This is a genomic window from Terrabacter sp. MAHUQ-38 (genome assembly GCF_014518425.1).
Taxonomy (GTDB): Bacteria; Actinomycetota; Actinomycetes; order Actinomycetales; family Dermatophilaceae; genus Terrabacter.
Map to the genome: position 1 here is coordinate 715,171 of NZ_JACVCU010000003.1, position 20,054 is coordinate 735,224.

Here is a 20,054-nt window from a genome sequence, read left to right on the forward strand (position 1 = left end):
CCACGGCCTCGGCGTGGCAACACCCCCCATCGCGAAGCGGCCGGAAGAAACTGTCCAGCATCGTGGACATCCCGCACGAATCGACCGTCCGGGGCCGCCGGCTGGTCAGGTCAGTCGCCCCGCCCGCACGGCGTCGCTGATCCGCTCCCCCTCGGTCGCCCCGCGGACGAGCGCGTCCCCCGCCTGCGCGAGCCAGAGACCGACGCCTTTGGCGTCACCGCGGGCGTATGCCGTGAGCGATCCGAGGTAGGCCGGGCCACCTCCCGCGACGTGGCCGGCCTCGGGCACCGCGACGCCGGTCGGGTCGAGCCCCAGGGCCTGGACGAGGGCGCGCTCCATCGCGCGGGCGACGAGCCCGTTGCCGTGGACGAACGGTCGGATCGCGGCCACCTCCGCGTGCACGAGGGCGGCGACGACGGCGGCGGGGACGCGGTTGCTGCCGGCGGCCACGACGATGACTTCCGAGAGCGACGCGAGCCGCGCGGCGACGACGGCTGGGGCCGGGACCGGCCCGAGGTCGACGAGCTCGGCGCAGTCCTCGTCGCCGACGCGAGGGCGCCCGAGCCAGTCGCCGGTGCCCACCGGAGCGGCCGCGGCGACGTGCAGCCGGGCCAGCGCCTGCAGCGGCGCGGTGCGCACGAGAGCGACGACGCGCTCGCTCTCGGCGGTCGCGGCCACGGCTCCCTTGAGCGTCCTCAGGCCCGGGTCCAGCTCGGAGGGCCACTCGCGCGCGCCGCTCATGAGCTCGCGCACGAGGTCGACGGGGAACTCGGCGCCGTCGAGGGCCGCACTCGCCTGGGCGCCCCGCACGCGTGACTCGGCGGACGCCTCGGGGATCCGGCGACGCAACGCCTCGTGGAAGCGCAGCCGGGTGCACGCCTCCCGCGCCGCCTCGGCGCGGTCGCGCACGTCCGGCAGATGGGTCAGGGCGGCGAGCCGGTCGAGCAGCGCGGTCTGGACGGGAGTCGGGTCGGGCACCGCACCAGCCTAGGAGCGGCTCGACGGCGATCCAGCCGTTCGACAGTCCGGGAGGGCGTGAGTACCCTCACTGACATGTGCTCGATGTCCCGACCCGTCCTGAACGGCGCGTGGTGGCTGCCCAGCTGAGGCGGCCCATCGAAGCAACTCGTCAGACAGACGATCCGGAGCCGCCCACGGGCGGCTCTTCGCATGTCCGGTCGCACCAGGACCGTCACCGCGAAGCCCGGGCCTCCCCGTGGGCACCACCACAGGAGAGAGACCATGACCACACTGACCGAACCCATCCCCGCCGCGACGTCGGCCGCGACGTCGGCGGCCCCGCCGTCCCGGGCGTCGTCGGCGGCCGTCCACGCCGACGAGAGCGCGACCTACGCCACGGCGCGTGAACGCAGCGCCGTCCTCGACGCGCTCATCGACGAGCACGCCGCCGGCGACCCCAGCCGCTTCCGGATGCTGACCGGCGACCGACCCACCGGGCCGCTCCACGTCGGCCACTACCTCGCGAGTCTGCGCAACCGGGTGCGCCTGCAGGACAAGGGAGTCGAGACGTTCGTCGTCATCGCCGACTACCAGGTCATCACCGACCGCGACTCCGTCGGCGAGATCGGGGCCAACGTCCAGGGGCTCGTCCTCGACTACCTCGCTGCCGGCATCGACCCGTCCCGAACGACGATCTTCGCGCACAGCGCGGTGCCTGCCCTGAACCAGCTGATGCTGCCCTTCCTCTCGCTCGTCACCGACGCAGAGCTGCGCCGCAACCCGACGGTCAAGGACGAGCTCGCGCTGTCGGACGGGCGACCGCTCTCGGGGCTGCTGCTCACCTACCCGGTGCACCAGGCGGCCGACATCCTCTTCTGCCACAGCCGGATCGTGCCGGTCGGCCGCGACCAGCTGCCGCACCTCGAGCAGACGCGTGCGATCGCGCGCCGCTTCAACCAGAGGTATGCCGCCGGGCACAGCGTGTTCCCCGAGCCCGAGGCCCTGCTGAGCGAGGTGCCGCTGCTCCTCGGCACCGACGGGACGAAGATGTCCAAGAGCAGGGGCAACGTCATCAACCTTCGTGACACGGCGGACGAGACGGCGGCACGGATCCGCGCAGCACGCACCGACTCCGATCGGCGGATCACGTTCGACCCCAGGGCTCGTCCCGAGGTCGCGAACCTCCTCACGATCGCCGGCCTCCTCCTCGACGAGTCGCCGGAGTCGGTGGCCGAGCGGGTCGGGGACGGCGGCGCCCAGGCCCTCAAGGCCGTCGTCACCGAGGCCGTCAACGAGTCCCTCGCGGGGCACCGGTCGCGCCGGCTCGAGCTCGCGCGCGACCCCTCCCACGTGACGGCGGTCCTCCGCGAGGGCAACGCACGTGCGAACGAGGTCGCCGAGCGCACCCTCGCGACGGTCCGGGCGGTGATGGGCATGAGCTACTGAGCGTTTCCGCCCGCACGTCGTCGGCGTGGCGCGTCCGGATGGGACCGGCCACGCCGACGTGCGACCACGGGGCCGAGGGTCACTCGGCGCCGTGCGTCTCCTCGCGGATCGTGTCCGCGATGATCTGGTCGTCACTCGGCGCGGCGCGGCGCGCGGCGAGCGACGGGAGCGGGTTGTCGGCCGTCTGGCGCAGGCCGCGGACGCCGTCGTCGATGACGAACTCGGCCCGCGTGAACGCCTCCGCTCCCGGCGTCGACACGACGGGCACGCACCGGTATCGGGCCGTCAGGTCGGTCGGGGTGATCGTCGTCGAGACGTAGCCGCGCAGGTTGGTCCAGAAGCGCAGGTTCGGGTTCCAGTCGGCCCACGGGTGCCGGCCGGTCGGGCTGTCGTAGCCGTTGCCACCGCTCGTGATCGAGCTCGTGACGAGCTCGGAGCCGACCGGCTTGTCGGGGGCAGCCCAGTCGAGGTAGAGGTCCGAGGCCCAGTGCGCATGGACGTCGCCGGTCAGCACGACGGGGTTGCGCACCCCGGCGTCGACCCAGCCCTGCGTGATCCGCTGACGCGAGGCCGGGTAGCCGTCCCACGCGTCCATCGACACGGTCGTCCCGGCCGTCGGGTTGTTGTCGCGCCGGCCGAAGAAGACCTGCTGGCCGAGCAGGTCCCATCGCGCCGCGGACGTGCGGAAGCCGTCGAGCAGCCACTGCTCCTGCTCGAGGCCGGGCAGCGAGCGCGCGGGGTCGGCCGCGTCGGGGCAGTCCTTGTAGCCGTCGCCGCAGGCCTGGTCGGAGCGGTACTGGCGAGTGTCGAGCATGTGGAGGTTCGCGAGCCGGCCCCACCGGACCCGGCGATAGAGGTCGAGGTTCGGGCCGTCCGGCACCGAGGACCGGCGCAGCGGCATGTTCTCGTAGTAGGCCCGGTAGGCGGCGGCGCGGCGCTGCAGGAACGTCGGCGTCTCGGCCACCTTCTCGGGGATGCCGCCGGCGTAGTTGTTGTCGACCTCGTGGTCGTCCCAGACGGCGAGCCACGGGGCGGCGGCGTGCGCGGCCTGGAGGTCGGCGTCGCTCTTGTACTGCGCGAACCGCTGGCGGTAGCCCGCGAGCGTCGTCGTCTCCGGCCCGGCGTGGTTGCGCCCGAGGCTGTTGCCGGCTCCCTCGTACTGGTAGTCGCCGAGGTGGAGGATGACGTCGGGCCGCTCCTCCGCGAGGCGCCGGTAGGCCGTGAAGTAGCCGGAGGGGAAGTTGGAGCACGAGACGAACGCCATGGCGAGCGCGGACGGCGTCTCCCAGGGGTTCGGCGTGGTCACGGCGCGCCCCGCCGCGGACAGGTGGGCGCCGAGGCGGAAGCGGTAGAAGTACTCGCGGCCCGGGCGCAGGCCCTGGACCTCGACGTGCACCGAGTGGGCCCAACCCGGCTCTGCCGCAACGTTGCCCGCCTTGACGACGTCGGCGAAGCGCTCGTCCGTCGCGACCTGCCAGTTCAGCTGGAAGGTGGAGGACGGCATACCTCCGAGGCCGTCTGCGGCCAGGGGTTCGAGGGCGAGGCGCGTCCAGATGACGAACCCGTCGGGCGCGGGGTCACCGCTCGCGACCCCCAGCGTGAAGGGGTTCGCGGCCGGGATGACGGCGGCCGCGCTCGGGCGGCTGTCGACGACGACGCCGGCACCGGCGAGGGCGATGCTCCCGGTGGCGAGGCCACCGCGGAGGACGGTTCGGCGAGAGGGTTGCTGGAGAGTCGTGTCCATGTCGTCCACATTCGTGAGTCGCCGCGGTCCGCGGCCCACCACCGGAGGAACCTCAGGTGAACCGTTGGCGCCGAGTCGTTGGCGTAGTGGCCGTCGCATGCCGTCCGGCCCGCTCGGCGCCGGTCCTCGCCTGCGCGGCCTGACCGCTCGTCCTCGGAGCCGGACCGTTCGGCGGGCTACTCACCGGTAGCGACGAGACCTGCCTCACTCGGCCCTTGATGGGCGAACTAGCCTGCGTTTGAGTTGTGGCAGGCACCTCCCGGCGATGGACGCTGGACTGGTGCGACCGCTTCATCGTCGATGCGAAAGGTGGACCCCTGTGAGCGAAGAGACGCTCGAGAACCTGCTGACCGAGAGCCGGACCTTCCCGCCGCCGCCGGAGTTCGCCGCGCAGGCCAACGGCACCGCCGAGCTCTATGCGAAGGCCGAGGCGGACTACGAGGGGTTCTGGGCCGAGCAGGCCCGCAAGTACGTCACCTGGGGCAAGGACTTCACCCGCACGCTCGAGTGGGACTCCCCCTTCGCGAAGTGGTTCGAGGACGGCGAGCTCAACGCCTGCTACAACGCCGTCGACCGGCACGTCGAGGCCGGCCGTGGCGACCGGGTCGCCATCCACTTCGTCGGCGAGCCCGCCGGCGACACGAAGGACATCACGTACTCCGACCTGCATGCGGCGGTCCAGCGTGCAGCCAACGCCCTGCTCGACCTCGGCGTGCGCAAGGGCGACCCCGTCGCCATCTACCTGCCGATGATCCCCGAGGCCGCGATCGCGATGCTCGCCTGTGCCCGCATCGGCGCCCCGCACTCCGTCGTCTTCGGCGGCTTCTCCGCCGAGGCACTGCGCACCCGCATCGACGACGCCAAGGCCAAGGTCGTCATCACGGCCGACGGCGGCTACCGTCGCGGCGCGCCGTCGGCGCTCAAGCCCGCCGTCGACGCGGCCCTCGAGGTCGGCGGCGACACGGGCACGGTCACCAACGTCCTCGTCGTCCAGCGCACCGGCCAGGACACCGCGTGGACCGAGGGCCGCGACATCTGGTGGCACGACGCGCTCGAGGCCGCAGGCGCGACCCACGAGGCTCCGCTGCACGAGGCCGAGCACCCGCTCTTCATCCTGTACACGTCGGGCACGACGGGTAAGCCGAAGGGCATCTTCCACACGACGGGCGGCTACCTGACGCAGGCGGCCTACACGAACGCCGTCGTCCACGACGTCCATCCGGACACCGACGTCTACTGGTGCACGGCCGACATCGGCTGGGTCACCGGCCACTCGTACATCGTCTACGGACCGATGACGAACGGCGCGACACAGGTCATGTACGAAGGCACGCCCGACACCCCGCACCAGGGCCGCTTCTGGGAGATCGTCGAGCAGTACAGGGTCTCGATCCTCTACACCGCGCCGACGGCGATCCGCACCTTCATGAAGTGGGGCGAGGACATCCCGGCGAAGTTCGACATGAGCTCGCTGCGCCTGCTCGGGTCGGTCGGTGAGCCGATCAACCCGGAGGCCTGGATGTGGTACCGGCGCGTCATCGGTGGCGACCGCTGCCCCATCGTCGACACGTGGTGGCAGACCGAGACGGGCGCCATCATGATCAGCCCGCTGCCCGGCGTGACGGACGCCAAGCCCGGCTCCGCGCAGCGTCCGATCCCCGGCATCGTCGCGGACGTCGTCGACGACGAGGCCCAGTCGGTGCCCAACGGCCACGGCGGATACCTCGTGCTCAAGAAGCCGTGGCCCTCGATGCTGCGCGGCATCTGGGGCGACCAGGAGCGCTACAAGGAGACGTACTGGTCGCGGTTCGAGGGCCTCTACTTCGCCGGCGACGGCGCGAAGAAGGACGACGACGGTGACATCTGGGTGCTCGGCCGCGTCGACGACGTCATGAACGTCTCGGGCCACCGCCTGTCGACGACCGAGATCGAGTCGGCGCTCGTGTCGCACCCGAAGGTCGCCGAGGCCGCCGTCGTCGGGGCGACCGACGACACCACCGGTCAGGCCGTGTGCGCGTTCGTCATCCTGCGCGGCGACGCGGTGCAGGAGGCCGACGAGGAGGGCGAGGGCCAGGACCTCGTCCAGGAGCTGCGCAACCACGTGGCCAAGGAGATCGGCCCCATCGCGAAGCCGCGGCAGATCATGATCGTGCCCGAGCTGCCCAAGACGCGCTCCGGCAAGATCATGCGCCGCCTCCTGCGCGACGTCGCCGAGAACCGCGAGGTCGGCGACGTGACGACGCTCGCCGACAGCTCGGTCATGGAGCTCATCAAGACCGGCCTCTCGAGCGGATCCTCATCGGACTGAACGGCCTCTCGAGCACGTATGCCGCCCGCCTCCCCCTCGTGGTGAGGCGGGCGGCCGCGTATGCTGCACGGCTCTCCGACCCCTTCCGTCGGAGCCCGGTTCCGGCGTCTTCCTCTGGTCCGGGAGGGGCGGTGAAACCTCCGACGAGGGTGGCCTGGAGGCACGCGGGTTTCGCGAGGGTGACTGCGCGCGACGTCGAACGAGCCTCAGCGAGCGCCGCTGGTAGCACGTTCGACCGCGTGGGCTATCCGGACGGCGAGGACACGCAGGGCATCCAGCACATCGGGGCTCGCATCCTCGACGACGAACTCATGGCCGACGAGCAGCAGGTTGGTGGCAACCGTGTCGGCCGTGTCACCGGACGCGCGCACCCGGCAGCTGGTGTCGTCGACCACCTCTACCGGCACGACTGCCGGCAGTCGCGCGCTGACCACGGTGGCCGGCGCTGCCACGACCGCGTCGGCCCAATGCTTCCGGTACATCGCGTCGATGTTCTCGACGAGAGCCTGCGAGGGGGGCGCCACCCTCGGGCGGAACCTCGCACCCGCCGGCTGCTTCACCGTCATCCGGTCGAGCCGGAAGTGTCGCCAGTCGGCGCGCTGGGGATCGAACGCCAGCAGGTACCACCGTCCGCCGGTCTGCACCAGACGGTAGGGCTCCACGTCGCGTGCCGACGTGTTGCCGAGGCGGTCGGCATAGTCGAACCTGACCCGCCTCAGATCCCGGCAGGCGCCGGTCAGGAAGACCACATCGGCCGGCTCCGTCCCACGCCCCTTCCTCACGGCCGTGTCGGTGAAGGTGCGCAGCGTGCTCATCCGCCCGCGCAGCCGCCGCGGCAGCACCTGCTCCAGCTTGGCCAGCGCCGTCACGGCCGCCTCGCCGACCCCGGCGGTTCCGCCGGCCGCGAGGCGCAACCCGATCGCCATGGCGACGGCCTCATCGTCCTCCAGCAGGAGCGGTGGAAGTGTGCTTCCGGCCCGTAGCACGTAGCCGCCGACCACGCCGGTCTCGGACTGCACCTCATAACCGAGGTCGCGGAGCTTGGCGATGTCGTAGCGCAGCGTTCGGCCGCTCACGCCCATGCGCGAGGCCAGCTCGGGCCCGGACCATCGCGTACGCGACTGGAGCAGGTTGAGGAGCTGCAGGAGTCGTGCAGATGGGTTCGTCATGTTCTGAATATTGTCTCGCACTGCGGCAAGGATCTTGCCGCAATGACTGACATGTTTGGGCCATGAACCCAACCACACCGCAAACCATCCTCGTGACCGGCGCCACAGGTCAGGTCGGTCGCCACCTCGTCTCCGAGCTGCTCGCCGCCGGTCATCGCGTCCGCGCACTGAGCCGCACGCCGGAGACCGCGAACCTGCCCGAAGCCGTCGACGTCCTCCCCGGCAATTTCAGCGGCGAACTGCCCGATGGCCTCTTCAAGGACGTCGACGCGGCCTTCGTCTTCGCGGCACACGGGGCCGCGTCGTTCGTCGAAGCGGCGGCCGCCGCGGGGGTGCCCCGGCTGGTCCTGCTGTCCTCACTCGCCGCGGCACTCGAGCACGAGCGCGACCACGGCTCGTTCAGCCAGCTGCACCACTCCGCCATCGAAGAGGTTGTTCGCGCGAGCGGCACGTCCTGGACGATCCTGCGCCCGGGCACGTTCGCCAACAACCTGCTGACCTGGGCCACGCCGATCCGCTACACCGGTGGTGTCACGGGGCCCTACCCGACGTCGGCGCAGGCCCCGATTCATGAGGCGGACGTCGCCGCTGCGGCCGCGGTCGTGCTCACCAGGCCGGGCCACGACGGCAAGATCTACCCGATGACCGGACCCCAGGCGCTCAGCCGCACGGACCAGCTTGCCGCGATAGGCGCCGCGATCGGGCGCGAGCTCACGTTCACCGAGAACACGCCTGACGAGTTCCGCGCGGAGATGGCTCGGTACGGCGTCGCCGACGGCGTCGTGAAGATGCTGCTCGACTACTGGTCCGACACCGTCGACAGCCCCGACGTGGTGCGTTCGACCGAAGCGTTGACCGGGGGTCCGGCACGCACGCTCGCCGCGTGGGCGCAGGACCACGCCGCCGACTTCGGCGGTTGAGCTGGCCCGCCGGCCCACCGAGAAGGCCGGTGTGATCACCCAAGCCCGTCCGTGGGACGCACGGGGTGCCGCCGGCAGAGGCGGTGGCACCCCGTTCACCCGCGCCCGCTCGGCGCGGTCAGCGCCCCTCCCCTACGGCCCAGAGGCCGCGGTGACACGGCGAACCTCAGGCTGGGCCGAGCCGGATGGCGCACCACGACACGGGCGGGAGGGTTGCCGTCAGCGTGGCGCCGGCCACGCTCGCGGAGTCCAGTGGCTCCGGACGCACCCGGTCCGGGTCGTCGGCGGTGTTGCGCGCGTACGGGTCGTCACCACCCACGGTCCAGGCCTCGAGCACGGTGAGCGCGCCGAGGTCGCTCAGGGCGACGGTGAGGTCGACCGGGCCTGCGACGTCGCGGTTCACGGCGAAGACGGTCACCTCCCCCGTCTGCGGGTCGTGGGTCGCGACGGCGTCGAGGACGGGGACGGTGCCGAACCGCTGCGTGTCGTACGTCGGGCCCTGGGGCTCGACGCGCAGGACGTTCCCCTGGGCCAGCCGTGACGTCAGCGCGAACGGGTGGAAGATGGTCTGGCGCCACGCCCGACCTCCCGGCTCGGTCATGATCGGCGCGATGACGTTGACGAGCTGCGCCTGGCAGGCAGCGGTGACGCGGTCGCTGTGGCGCAGCAGGGAGATCAGCAGGTTGCCGACGACGACGGCATCGGCGGCGTTGTAGTGGTCCTCGATGACGGGCTGGGCCACGGCCCAGTCGCTCGGCTTCTCGGCGTTCTCGAACCGGCTGAGGTACCACACGTTCCACTCGTCGAACGAGATGTTGATGCGCTTGCGGCTCTTGAGCCGTGCCCCGACGCTGTCGGCCGTCGCGACGACGCTGTCGACGAAGTGGTCCATGTCGACCGCCGAGGCGAGGAAGCTGCCGAGGTCGCCGTCGTGCTCCTCGTAGTACGCGTGGGCCGAGATGGCGTCCACCTGCTCGTACGCGAGCTCGAGCACGGTGGCCTCCCACGAACCGAACGTCGGCATGGAGGAGCTCGAGCTGCCGCAGGCCACCAGCTCGAGGTCCGGTTCGGCGGACCGCAGGGCGCGGGCCACCTCGGCGGCCAGTCGGCCGTACTCGTGAGCCGTCTTGTGCCCGGTCTGCCACGGGCCGTCCATCTCGTTGCCGAGGCAGAACATCCGTATGCCGTGTGGTTCCTTCGCCCCGTTGCTGCGGCGGAGCTCGGCGAAGTGGGTGCCCTCGGGGTGGTTGAGGTACTCGTGGACGTCGAGCGCCTCCTGCACCCCACGGGTGCCGAGGTTGAGGGCGTACATGATCTCGACGTCGGCCTTCGCCGCCCAGCGGGCGAACTCGTCGATGCCGACCTCGTTGGTCTCCAGCCCGTGCCAGGCGAGGTCTCGGCGCACCGGCCGCTGCGTGACCGGCCCGATGCCGTCCTCCCAGCGGTAGCCCGACACGAAGTTGCCGCCCGGGTAGCGCACGACGCTGACACCGAGCTCGCGCGTCAGTGCGAGGACGTCCTCGCGGAACCCGTCGGCGTCGGCCGTCGGGTGGTCGGGCTCGTAGATGCCTGTGTAGACGCAGCGGCCCATGTGCTCGACGAACGAGCCGAAGGTACGGCGGTTGACGGGGGCGATCGTGAAGCCCGGGTCGAGGCGGAAGGAGGCGGAAGGCATTCGGAGTCCTTGGAGAGTGGTGGGAGAGGGTGGCCGGGCGTGCGGGTTACTTGAGCGAGCCGCTGCTGACGCCGCTGCGCCAGAACCGCTGCAGGAAGACGAACGCGACGACGAGAGGGATGATCGCCAGGAGCGCCCCGGTGGTGACGAGGTTGAAGAGCACGCGCGTGCCGGCCTCCTGCTGGGCCGTGTTGAACCACGTCGTCAGGCCGACGGTCAGCGGGTACAGCTTCGCGTCGCTCAGCATCACGAGCGGGAGGAAGTAGTTGTTCCACGTCGCGACGAGGGTGATGAGGAAGACCGTCACGATGGCCGGCCGCATCATCGGCAGTACCACCCGCCAGAAGATCCGGAACTCGCCCGCTCGGTCGATGCGCGCGGCGTCGAGCAGCTCCTGGGGAACGCTCTCTGCCACGAAGACCCGGATGAGGTAGGTGCCGAACGGGCTCAGCAGCGAGGGCAGGATGACCGCCCAGATGGTGTTCACGAGCTCGAGCCGGGACAGCAGGAGGTAGGTGGGCAGCACCAGCGCGGTGGCCGGGACCATGACCATCCCGAGCAGGCCCGACTCGATGAGACGCTTGCCGGGGAAGCTGAACCGCGCGAGTCCGTAGCCGGCGAGGGCACAGAGGGACGTCGCCCCGAGCGCGCTCGCTCCGGAGTAGAGCGCGGTGTTGACGAGCCACCGCCCGTAGACGCCGTCGTCCTCGCTGAAGAGCTGGCGCAGGTTGGCCATGAGGTCGAACCCGTTGCCGAACCACAACGCCGGCGTGGACAGCAGGTCCGGCTGGCTCTTGGTGGCGGCGAACACGATCCAGATGAGCGGGATCGTGAAGTAGACGATCCCGAGTCCCATGACGGTGTGGGCGAGCCGGGTGTTGGGCTCGCCGAACCGACGGCCACGTGGCCGGGCCGCAGCCCGCAGTCCCGCTCGACCTGCCTCGGTCGTCGTCAGCTGTGTCATGCGCGGGCCGCCCTTCTGCGAGAGACGAAGACGAACAGGTACGACAGGACGAAGACGCTCAGCCCGAGGGTGAACGAGATCGCCGCCGAGTAGCTGAACGCCGAGAACCGGAACGCCTGGCTGTAGGCGTAGAGGTTCGGCGTGTAGCCGGCGTCGATGTCCGGTGCGAAGCGCGCCAGGATCGCCGGCTCGTTGAAGAACTGCATGGTGCCGATGACGGTGAAGATGGCGGCGAGGGAGAGCGCCGGCTTGATCGCCGGGACCTTGACCCGCAGCGCGATCTGCACCGGGGAGGCGCCGTCGATGACAGCCGCCTCGTACATCTCCCGGGGCACACCCTGCAGGGCGGAGTAGAGGACGATCATGTTGTAGCCGGTCCAGGCCCAGGTGACGACGTTACCCAGCGAGACGAGGAGCAACGAGCCGCCGAAGAAGTTGACCGGGGCTGCGCCCCAGAGGCCGGACACCCCGGCGAACGGCCCGAACGTCTTGCTGTACAGGAACCCCCACATGAGCGCGCCGATCACGGCGGGCACGGCATACGGCATGAACGCCACGAGCCGGAACACCTTGGCGACGCGGCTGTTGATGGCATCCAGCGCCAGCGCCCCAGCCAGGGCGAGGCCCAGCATGATCGGGATCTGGATGACGCCGAAGAGGATGACGCGCCTCAGCCCGGTGAGGAACTGCGGGTCGGTGAACGCCTCCTTGTACTGCTCGAGCCCGCTGAAGTGCGGGCCGAGGACGAGGCTCTCGCTGTGCAGGCTCAGCCAGAACGCGTAGCCCAGCGGAAGGGCGAGGAAGAGAAGGACGATGACGAGGAACGGCAGGACGAACAGCGAGCCCGCGACCGCCTGGCGCGTCTGGTGCGACAGGCCACGGCGGCGAGCGGCGCGCACGGGCGGTGTCGGGGTCACCGGCGGCGGTGGTGCAGTGAGTGCGGGGTCTGCCGGCAGGAGCTGGCTCATGGGGGACCTCCTGGTCCGGTCGGTCCGGGTCGGCAGGCAGGGAGGAAGGCTGCCTGCCGACCCGGGGCCAGTGGGGACGGGCTACTCGCTGACCTTGAAGCCCTGCTGCTGGGCGTAGGCCACGACCTTCTTCTGCGTCTCGTCGAGGACGGTGCTCCACGGGCGCTTGCCGGCGAGCGCCTCGGCGCTGAGGTCGTTCATGGTGGCGAAGACGTAGTCCTGGAACGGCGTGTACTGGAACTCGCCGAGGCTGTTGGAGACCGGGACGAAGATCTGGTTCACCTTCTGGCCGCCGAAGAAGTCGTACGCCTTGTCGGTGAAGGAGGCGTTCGCGGCGACGTCCTTGACCAGCGGGTAGAGGAAGGCCTTGTTCAGGCCGATGTCCCAGGCCGCCTTGGACGAGCCGAACAGCTCCCGGGCGACGATCGTCGCCTCCTTCGGGTGCTGGCTCTGGGTCGTGACGGTGAAGGTGGACCCGCCCCAGTCGCCCTGGTCGTTGGCCCCTTCCGTCCACTGGGGCATGGGCGCGACGGCCCACTTGCCGGAGGTCTTCTTCAGCGACCCGGCGAGGTACCCGGGGGTCCAGCCCGCGGCCGCCCAGGTCCAGTACTTGCCGCTGTCGAGCGCCGCGCTGGCGTCGGCGGTGAAGAACGGGTCCTTGGCCATGAGGCCCTTGTCGACGAGGTTGCCGTAGAAGTCGACGACCTTCTTGCACTCCGGAGACGTCAGCTTGATGCCGACGGCGTCCTTGGCCTGCGCCTGGGAGTAGCTGTACGGCTTGCAGCCGGCCTGCCACATCAGCCCGTTGAGCCAGCCGCCGTCCTTGCCGAAGCTCGCGATGTAGGCCTTCGGGTCGGCGGCCTTGATCTTCTCGGCCGCCGCGGCGTAGTCGTCCCAGGTCTTCGGGACGGCGATCTTGTACTTGGCGAAGAGGTCCTTGCGGTACATCAGGGCCATGGGGCCGCCGTCGACGGGGATGGCGTAGACCTTGTTCCCGTCGGTGGACTGCTTCCAGGCCCAGTCGGCATAGAGGGACTTGTCGTCGTTGGCGCCGTACTGCCCCATGTCGACGAGCTTGTCGAGGATGACGAAGCTGGGGATCTCCTGGAACTCCACCATCGCGACGTCGGGCGCGCCGCTGCCGGCCTTGAAGGCCGTCTTGAGCTTGGCGTACTGGTCGGGGCCGGTCCCGACGTTGCTCCAGTCGACCTGGATGTCCTTGTGCGAGGCGTTGAAGGCGTCGACGACGCCCTTGAACTCGGGATACCAGGCCCACACCTTGATGTGTACGGGCCCAGCCCCGCTACCGCCCTGGCTCGCGCCGCTGTCCGCGGCGGACGAGCCTCCGGCGCAGTTGGCAAGAAGGGTGGCGGCGGTCAGGGCGGCGGCAACGATGCTCCCGGCACGGGTGAAGGGGGCGAAGCGACGGTGCTTCATCGGGTTCTCCATCTTGGTGACATCAGCACACACGGCGTGTGAGCGTTAACATTCGTGGTTCTAAGAAAAGGGTGCTACGTCCGGTCGGACGCGCACCCACGGTCGTCGGGTGGGGCGGAGAGCCGAGCCCCTGGCCAGTGGGCCTCGGCGGGGCGGCGCCGTTTTGCGGCGCTGCAAAAGGAGTATGCCGGTCCCTTTGCAGCGTGGCAATAGTTGTGGTCAGATTGGCGTCAGCGCCCATCCCGGGCGCATCGACATGCCTCTTCCCGTGACAGGAGCCCCCGTGCCGGACGCCACGCTGCGGGATGTCGCCTTGCTCGCGGGGGTGTCGCCGCGCACCGTCTCCAACGTGGTGGGCGGCTACGCCCAGGTGAGTCCCGCGACGCGGGCCAAGGTGGAGAAGGCCATCGAGGCGCTCGACTACCGGCCCAACCTGCTCGCCAGGAACCTCGCCAACGGGCGCTCCGGCCAGATCGCCGTCGTCGTCCCCTACCTCGACACGCCCTACTTCTCGGAGCTGCTGCAGGCGATCATCCCCCGCGCACGCGAGCGCGGCTTCAACGTGCTCATCGACCAGACCGACGGCGACCCGGAGCACGAGGCGGAGCTGATCAAGCGCCGCGCTCGCGGGTTCGCGTACGACGGCATGATCTTCAGCCCCCTGGGACTGTCCCAGGCCGAGCTCGCCGTTCGGGATCCGGACCTGCCCCTCATCGTCCTCGGCGAGCGCGAGTCGGACGGCCACTTCGACCACGTGGGCATCGACGACGTCGCCGCCTCACGCGACGCGGTGAACCACCTGATCGCCTTGGGGCATCGACGGATCGCCGCGATCGGCGACCAGCCGTACCGCACCGGCGAGGCTGCCCAGCGGCGCACGCGGGGCTACCACCTGGCCCACGAGGACGCGGGGGTCCCCGTGGACGATTCGCTCATCATCTCCACCCCGCGGTTCAACCGGGCTGACGGGATGGCCGCGATGGCCGCGCTCCTCGAGCGGGACGACCCGCCGACGGCGGTCTTCGCGTACAGCGACCTCGTGGCGCTCGGCGCGGTGCGGGCGGTGCTGCAGCGCGGCCTGCGCGTGCCGGAGGACGTCGCCGTCATCGGCTACGACGACATCGAGGACGGCCGCTACTCGACGCCGACGATCAGCACCATCGCCCCGGACAAGGCGAGCATCGCCGCCGAGGCGGTGGACCGGCTGTTGACCCGCATCGAGGCGCGGGCCCCGATGCCCGGGGAGGACGTCCACTCCAGGTACACCCTGATCCCGCGGGAGAGCACGCTGGGAGCGACCGCCGGCTGAGGCAGGATCGCCCATTCGCGGACACGCGCCCCACATCGGTGGTACAAAACGTGGCAGATGGGGCACGTGTGCCTTATCCACCGTCGGGGGTGTGCGACGCGATCCCCAGAGCTCTCACTCCGGAGGCATCATGTCTGACAACGACGACCACAGGTCCAAGGCGCCCAGCAGGCGCTCGGTCGTCAAGGGTGCGGCCTGGACCATGCCGGCCATCATCGTGGCGGCGCCCGCACCGACCATCGCCGCGTCGGCGGGACCACTGAGCTTCACCGGTGCGGCGTGCAAGCTGCCCGGCAAGTCCTCGGACTCCTACAAGGGCTATGTCTTCGAGCTCCTCGCCACCAGCGCCAGCGGCTCGGGCTCGGTCGACACCGTCACGGTGATCACGGGCGTGACGGTGGACGGCGTCATCGAGCCGAAATTCGCGGTCGTCGAGAGAGGCGCCGCGTGCTCGTGCTCGTCGTGCGGTGGGGCACCGTCGAACCACCAGTTCTGCACGCCGCGCAACACGAGCGCGCAGCGGATCCTGCTCTACACGGACGGCGCGGCGAGCGGCACCAGCTCGAACACCGAGGTGTGCCTGACCTACGTGCGGTACGGCTGCGACTGCTCGCCCCTGTTCGGCACGACCCAGCCCGCGACCGTGTGCAGCGGCCGGCACTCGACCCCGCCACTGACCGGCGGCGGCGGCGCGTGCCGCATCTCGGATGTCTTCCCCCTCCCCGCCTGACGTCGCCCCGTGCAGGCTCTCGGTCTCGACGGGCGCTGCTGTGGTCATGAGGACACGGTAGAGTCGCCGACTGACAATGGATGACGCCGTCATGCATGGACCGCCCAGGCCCCGAGGAGTCAGATGACCGAGACCAGCAGGCCCGGCGACCGCAGCAAGGTCATCTCGGTGCGCTTCACCGTCGAGGAGTTCGAGGCGCTCTCGGGCCGCGCGGCCGAGCTCGGCGTCGGACCGTCCACGCTCGCGCGCACGCTCGTCCGCCAGGGCCTCGGCGCGAGCGGGTCCACCCTGTCCGCAGCGACCAAGGGCTCCCCACAGCCTGCCGGGCAGCACGCACCGTCCGTGCTCGAGGAACGCCTGGCAGCCGATCTCGTGGCCCGCGTGGAGGCCTTGGAGCGCTGGGTCGCCGAGCACTGACCCACGCCGCCAACACTGACCTACGCCGCCAACACTGACCCACGCCGCGAACGAGGCGGTGGGTCAGTGGCCGAGGCCGGCCTCGCGGGCGCGGACGATGGCCTCGGCGCGGTCGGCGACGTGCAGCTTGGCGAAGACGTTCGACACGTTGTTGCGCACCGTCTTCGGCGACAGGAAGAGTGTGGCCGCGATCTGGGCGTTGGAGCGTCCTGCGGCGACGAGGTCGAGGATCTCGCCCTCGCGCGCGGTCAGCTGCGGAAACGCCGACTGCGCCACGGGAGTCCGCGCCGCGAAGAAGTCGGCGATACGCCGGGCCAGCGCCGGACCGAAGATCGCCTCTCCCCCGGCCACCGCGGTGATCGCGCGGACGATCTCGGCCTGGTTCGCGCCCTTCAGCAGGTAGCCGCGGGCCCCGGCCTGCATCGCCGAGAAGACCGTCGCGTCGTCCTCGCTCATCGTCAGCACGACGACGCCGATGTGCGGGTGCGCCGTGGTCACCGCGCGCGTGGCCTCGATGCCGTTGAGCACGGGCATCGACACGTCCATGACGACGACGTCGGGCTCGTGCTCGGCGGCTGCTGCGACGGCCTCGACTCCCGTCGCCGCCGTCGCGACGACGTCGATGCCACTGACCGACCCGAGCAGCGCGGCGAGCCCGTCGCGGTAGACCGGGTGGTCGTCGGCCAGCACGACGCGGATCGCGGCGTCCCTCTCCGCGGCTCGGTGCGGGTCACCGGGGTCGCCGCGTCCCCCGCCGTCACCGGTCCTGCCGGGCTGCGACTCAGACACCGCTCGACTCCTCCATCACGGCTCCCATCACGCCCTTCTTCAAGGGATCCATCTCGCCCTCCGTCACGGGTTCCGTTGCGTCCGTGGACCTTCCGGCCGGCCGCGAAGCACCGATCGGCAGCTGCGCACGCACGACCGTGCCACCGTCCGGCGGGCACGTCACCGCGCACGCACCCCCGAGCTCGGCCGCCCGCTCCCGGAGCGAGAGCATGCCCACCCCGGCAGCCACGTCGGACGGGATGCCGTGCCTGTCGTCGCGCACCTCGACGACGAGGAGCTCGTCGTCCGGACTGGTGCCAGCCACGGTCAGGCGCACGTCGCACTGGGTGGCCGCCGCGTGCCGCACGACGTTGGTGAGCGCCTCGGACACGATCCGGTATGCCGCCACCTCGACCGCCGCGGGCAGCTCCCCCAGGTGCCCGGCCCGCACCGAGATGGCCAGCGACTCGGACGACAGCCGGCGGGCCTGCTCCTCGACCGCCGACGCGAGACCGAGCTCGTCGAGGGCCGGGGGCCGGAGGTCGTGGGCGAGCCGGCGGACGTCGGCCAGCACCTCGGCGACGGCGGCCGTCGCCGCCGCGAGCAGCTGGTCCGCAGCGGCGGCGTCCCGGCCCGCGAGGTTGCGGGCCGTCTCGATCCTCAGCGTGACTGCGCCGAGGCTCGGCCCGAGGCTGTCGTGCAGGTCGCGGCGCAGCCGGCGCCGTTCCTCCTCACGAGCCAGGACGATGGCCTCGCGCGAGCGCTGGAGCGTCAGGCTCAGCTCGCTGGCCCGAGCCGCGGCGGCGGCCTGGCGCACGACGTCGCCGAGCAGCCGCTGGTCCCGCTCCGACAGGGTCGAGCGGCCGGCAGGGACCAGCAGCAGCCGACCCACGGGCTCGCCGCGGTAGACGACCGGCAGCACCACAGGAGTGCCGGTGAGCCGGCCGTGCTCGACGTGAAGCGTCGCGCCGGACCCCTGCTCGATCTCGACGCGCACGAAGGGTGAGCGGAACGCCTCGGCCACGGACCGCGCCACGGCAAGGAGCTGCTCGGCGGGGTCGCTCGACACCTCGAGCCGCTCTGCGAGGGCCGACACGACGGCATACGGGTCGTGGCGCGCACCGCGTTGGAGCCGCCGCACGAGGCCGGTGAGCCGGTCGCGCAGCGGACCGTAGAGTGCGGCCACCACGGCGATGGCGACCAGGGCCGAGTCGCGTTGCCCCAGAACGGCACCGGCGAGAGCGAAGACGAGCACGTCGACGCCGACGACGATGACGGCGAGCACGGCATACACAAGGGTGGCGGGCAGCAGACGCTCGACCTCGTACAGCCGGTGACGGGTGACCGCCACCACGACGGCCGCCGACGTGACCCCTACCCCCACGGCCAGCAGGAGACCGGCGAGAGGATCCTCGGCGAGCAGGCCCGCAGCGAGCACGACGACGTCGACGACGGCGGCCCAGACGAGCCAGCGCAGCTGCTGGCGCCGCTCACCGGTGGAGGCCCGGTAGCGGCGCACGACCACGGCCAGGGGCACGAGGAGGGAGACCCAGATGCCCGCGAAGGCGACGCCGAGCAGCACCCGCCACACGGCATCCGGCAAGGGGAGGCTGACCGGGTCGATGTCGAGGGAGCGCAGCTCGGGGGTGAGCGAGCTCTCCGTCACCGCCTCCGCGACGTGGGACGGCACGAACGCGAGCACGGCTGGCAGCAGCCCGGTGAAGACGAGCGAGACGACGGACGCGGTCCACCAGGCCCGAGCCCGCGGCAGGCGCCCGTCGGGAAAGAGCAGGAGCAGCAAGGGGATTCCGAGCAGGAGCGAGGCTCCGAGACGCTGGTAGACGTAGAACGCGGCGGACGCGCCCGGCAACCCCGGGCTCGTGTAGACCGCGTATGCCGTCCAGCTGCTCGCGAAGGAGTCGACGACCCACGCGGCGCCCGAGACCACGAGCACCCACGCGACGGGGTGGCGCGGCAGGCGGCGCAGGAGCAGCAGCCCCGGGAGCAGCTGGGCAAGGCCGGTGGCGCAGCCGACCCAGCCGGCCTCGAGCCCGGCTGCGGCCGGGACTCCCGTGCGGCCGTTCGCGACGTCGAGCCACACCGTCACACCGGTCAACGCGACGAGCAGCGCGGCCGGCCCGACGACGGCCGCGCTCGCGGCGAGCTGCCCTCGAGGGCCGGGGGGCGCGTGCACCCCAGCATGATCGCAAGGAAGGTGTCCCGCTGTCCCGAGGACACGTGTCCCGACCCGCACGGGACACGAATGGGGACGCAGGAGCGGACTCGCGACCCTGCCGGCCCGGGACGCGTGGCCCGGAGAGTGGTCCCAACGGCGCCGGACCACCCGGCCGAACGCCGACGACGAGGTCCTGCGGACCACGAGACCCATGGAGACAGCCATGCACGACAGCACCACGACCCAGCCGGCGCTCGCCCGCACCGACTCGTCGCGACGCACCGCCGCGAGCGCATCGAGCAGCTCGGGCACCAGCACGACGGCCACGCCGAGCATCCCGAGCGCGGTCCCGACCGTCTCGCAGGCCATGGTGCGCCGGCTCGGCCTCGCCCTGACGGGCGGCGCCGCCGCCTGGGCGGCGTCGATCTTCGTCTACGGCACGAACGCCAAGGGTTTCGGCGGCCGCGTGGGCGACCTGACCGGCCTGCTCTTCCAGCTCGGCGTCTTCGCCCTGCTGACGGTCATGTTCCGCACCCGCGCCACGGGCTCGAGCCGGTCGGCTCGGATCATGATCCGCGTCGAGTACGTCCTGCTCGGACTGGCGTCCGTCTGGTCGCTCGTCCACGGCGCGGCACCCGACGCGGTCCGCGAGTCCGGTCCGGTCATGGCACTCGACCTCTTCTGGCCGCTGTCGATGCTGGGCATGTTCGTCATCGGCGTCAAGGTGGCGTTCGCCGGCCGGTGGCGAGGCGTGCTCCGCGCGTGGCCGCTCGTGGCCGAGACGTGGGCCGTCGTCACGGTTCCCGCGTTCCTCATCGTCGGCGAGCCCGTCTCGAGCTGGGTCGGCGGCATCCACCTGCTCGTCGGCTACGCGACGCTCGGCGTGCTCCTCGCCCGACGGCCGGAGCTGACCGGGGCCACCGGCTGAGCGTGGCTCAGCCTGCGTGCGCGACACCTCCCCCGCCGTATGCCGTCCGCTCCCTGTCGCTCCAGGGTGCGGACGGCATACGGCTGGTCAGTACACACGGTGAGAGCAGCCCTGACCGGTGACACCGACGGAGTA

At 71.2% G+C, this 20,054-nt stretch carries 16 protein-coding genes; 7 read left to right on the forward strand and 9 right to left on the reverse strand.

The genetic code is table 11. From position 1 onward, the window contains the following. Positions 1 to 105: 105 nt before the first annotated feature. Positions 106 to 978 (reverse strand): Fic family protein, encoded by an 873-nt coding sequence (locus H9I49_RS14325; protein WP_188031017.1) that lies wholly within the window; start codon positions 976 to 978, stop codon positions 106 to 108. Positions 979 to 1,242: 264 nt separating this feature from the next. Between H9I49_RS14325 and trpS the strand changes: the two genes are divergently transcribed. Continuing rightward, positions 1,243 to 2,406 carry a tryptophan--tRNA ligase gene (gene trpS, locus H9I49_RS14330; protein WP_188031018.1) on the forward strand — a complete coding sequence of 388 codons (1,164 nt, stop codon included), beginning with the start codon at positions 1,243 to 1,245 and terminating at the stop codon, positions 2,404 to 2,406. 79 nt (positions 2,407 to 2,485) lie between these two features. On the opposite strand, the gene H9I49_RS14335 is transcribed toward trpS, so the two are convergent. Next, positions 2,486 to 4,150, reverse strand: a complete 1,665-nt coding sequence (locus H9I49_RS14335) for an alkaline phosphatase (RefSeq protein ID WP_188031019.1) — start codon at positions 4,148 to 4,150, stop codon at positions 2,486 to 2,488. 319 nt (positions 4,151 to 4,469) lie between these two features. Between H9I49_RS14335 and acs the strand changes: the two genes are divergently transcribed. Beyond that, a complete protein-coding gene (gene acs / locus H9I49_RS14340) occupies positions 4,470 to 6,458 on the forward strand; it encodes an acetate--CoA ligase (RefSeq protein WP_370587579.1) in 1,989 nt (662 codons plus the stop codon). Positions 6,459 to 6,664: 206 nt separating this feature from the next. Here acs and H9I49_RS14345 read toward each other — a convergent pair whose 3' ends face one another. Further along, positions 6,665 to 7,627 carry a YafY family protein gene (locus H9I49_RS14345; protein WP_188031021.1) on the reverse strand — a complete coding sequence of 321 codons (963 nt, stop codon included), beginning with the start codon at positions 7,625 to 7,627 and terminating at the stop codon, positions 6,665 to 6,667. A 62-nt stretch (positions 7,628 to 7,689) separates the two neighbouring features. Here H9I49_RS14345 and H9I49_RS14350 point away from each other — a divergent pair, with 62 nt between their 5' ends. Next, positions 7,690 to 8,547 (forward strand): SDR family oxidoreductase, encoded by an 858-nt coding sequence (locus H9I49_RS14350; RefSeq protein ID WP_188031022.1) that lies wholly within the window; start codon positions 7,690 to 7,692, stop codon positions 8,545 to 8,547. A 166-nt stretch (positions 8,548 to 8,713) separates the two neighbouring features. Here the strand turns inward: H9I49_RS14350 and H9I49_RS14355 are convergent, their stop codons facing one another. The 4 genes from H9I49_RS14355 to H9I49_RS14370 all read right to left on the reverse strand — a co-directional run bounded on the left by H9I49_RS14355 (position 8,714) and on the right by H9I49_RS14370 (position 13,591). Next, complete coding sequence (locus H9I49_RS14355) at positions 8,714 to 10,222, reverse strand: alpha-N-arabinofuranosidase (RefSeq protein ID WP_188031023.1); 1,509 nt, start codon at positions 10,220 to 10,222, stop codon at positions 8,714 to 8,716. Between the two features lie 46 nt (positions 10,223 to 10,268). Beyond that, complete coding sequence (locus H9I49_RS14360; protein ID WP_188031024.1) at positions 10,269 to 11,186, reverse strand: carbohydrate ABC transporter permease; 918 nt, start codon at positions 11,184 to 11,186, stop codon at positions 10,269 to 10,271. Beyond that, positions 11,183 to 12,154: a carbohydrate ABC transporter permease gene (locus H9I49_RS14365; protein WP_188031025.1), complete on the reverse strand. Its 972-nt coding sequence runs from the start codon at positions 12,152 to 12,154 to the stop codon at positions 11,183 to 11,185. The genes H9I49_RS14360 and H9I49_RS14365 overlap by 4 nt, the downstream gene beginning before the upstream one ends. 81 nt (positions 12,155 to 12,235) lie before the next feature. Next, on the reverse strand, positions 12,236 to 13,591 hold the full coding sequence (locus H9I49_RS14370; protein WP_188031026.1) for an ABC transporter substrate-binding protein: 1,356 nt from the start codon (positions 13,589 to 13,591) through the stop codon (positions 12,236 to 12,238). A 283-nt stretch (positions 13,592 to 13,874) separates the two neighbouring features. Between H9I49_RS14370 and H9I49_RS14375 the strand changes: the two genes are divergently transcribed. The 3 genes from H9I49_RS14375 to H9I49_RS14385 all read left to right on the forward strand — a co-directional run bounded on the left by H9I49_RS14375 (position 13,875) and on the right by H9I49_RS14385 (position 16,047). After that, the gene (locus H9I49_RS14375) at positions 13,875 to 14,900 is read left to right on the forward strand and encodes a LacI family DNA-binding transcriptional regulator (protein ID WP_370587580.1); all 1,026 of its coding nucleotides are present in this window, start codon (positions 13,875 to 13,877) and stop codon (positions 14,898 to 14,900) included. A gap of 130 nt (positions 14,901 to 15,030) precedes the next feature. Continuing rightward, positions 15,031 to 15,630 (forward strand): hypothetical protein, encoded by a 600-nt coding sequence (locus tag H9I49_RS14380; RefSeq protein ID WP_188031028.1) that lies wholly within the window; start codon positions 15,031 to 15,033, stop codon positions 15,628 to 15,630. A gap of 123 nt (positions 15,631 to 15,753) precedes the next feature. Further along, positions 15,754 to 16,047, forward strand: a complete 294-nt coding sequence (locus H9I49_RS14385; RefSeq protein WP_188031029.1) for a hypothetical protein — start codon at positions 15,754 to 15,756, stop codon at positions 16,045 to 16,047. A gap of 63 nt (positions 16,048 to 16,110) precedes the next feature. On the opposite strand, the gene H9I49_RS14390 is transcribed toward H9I49_RS14385, so the two are convergent. Both H9I49_RS14390 and H9I49_RS14395 read right to left on the reverse strand, forming a co-directional pair. Further along, positions 16,111 to 16,836: a response regulator gene (locus H9I49_RS14390; protein ID WP_370587581.1), complete on the reverse strand. Its 726-nt coding sequence runs from the start codon at positions 16,834 to 16,836 to the stop codon at positions 16,111 to 16,113. After that, a complete protein-coding gene (locus H9I49_RS14395) occupies positions 16,829 to 19,009 on the reverse strand; it encodes a histidine kinase (RefSeq protein WP_188031030.1) in 2,181 nt (726 codons plus the stop codon). The genes H9I49_RS14390 and H9I49_RS14395 overlap by 8 nt, the downstream gene beginning before the upstream one ends. Before the next feature lie 205 nt (positions 19,010 to 19,214). Between H9I49_RS14395 and H9I49_RS14400 the strand changes: the two genes are divergently transcribed. Next, on the forward strand, positions 19,215 to 19,919 hold the full coding sequence (locus H9I49_RS14400) for a hypothetical protein (protein WP_188031031.1): 705 nt from the start codon (positions 19,215 to 19,217) through the stop codon (positions 19,917 to 19,919). Positions 19,920 to 20,054: the final 135 nt, after the last annotated feature.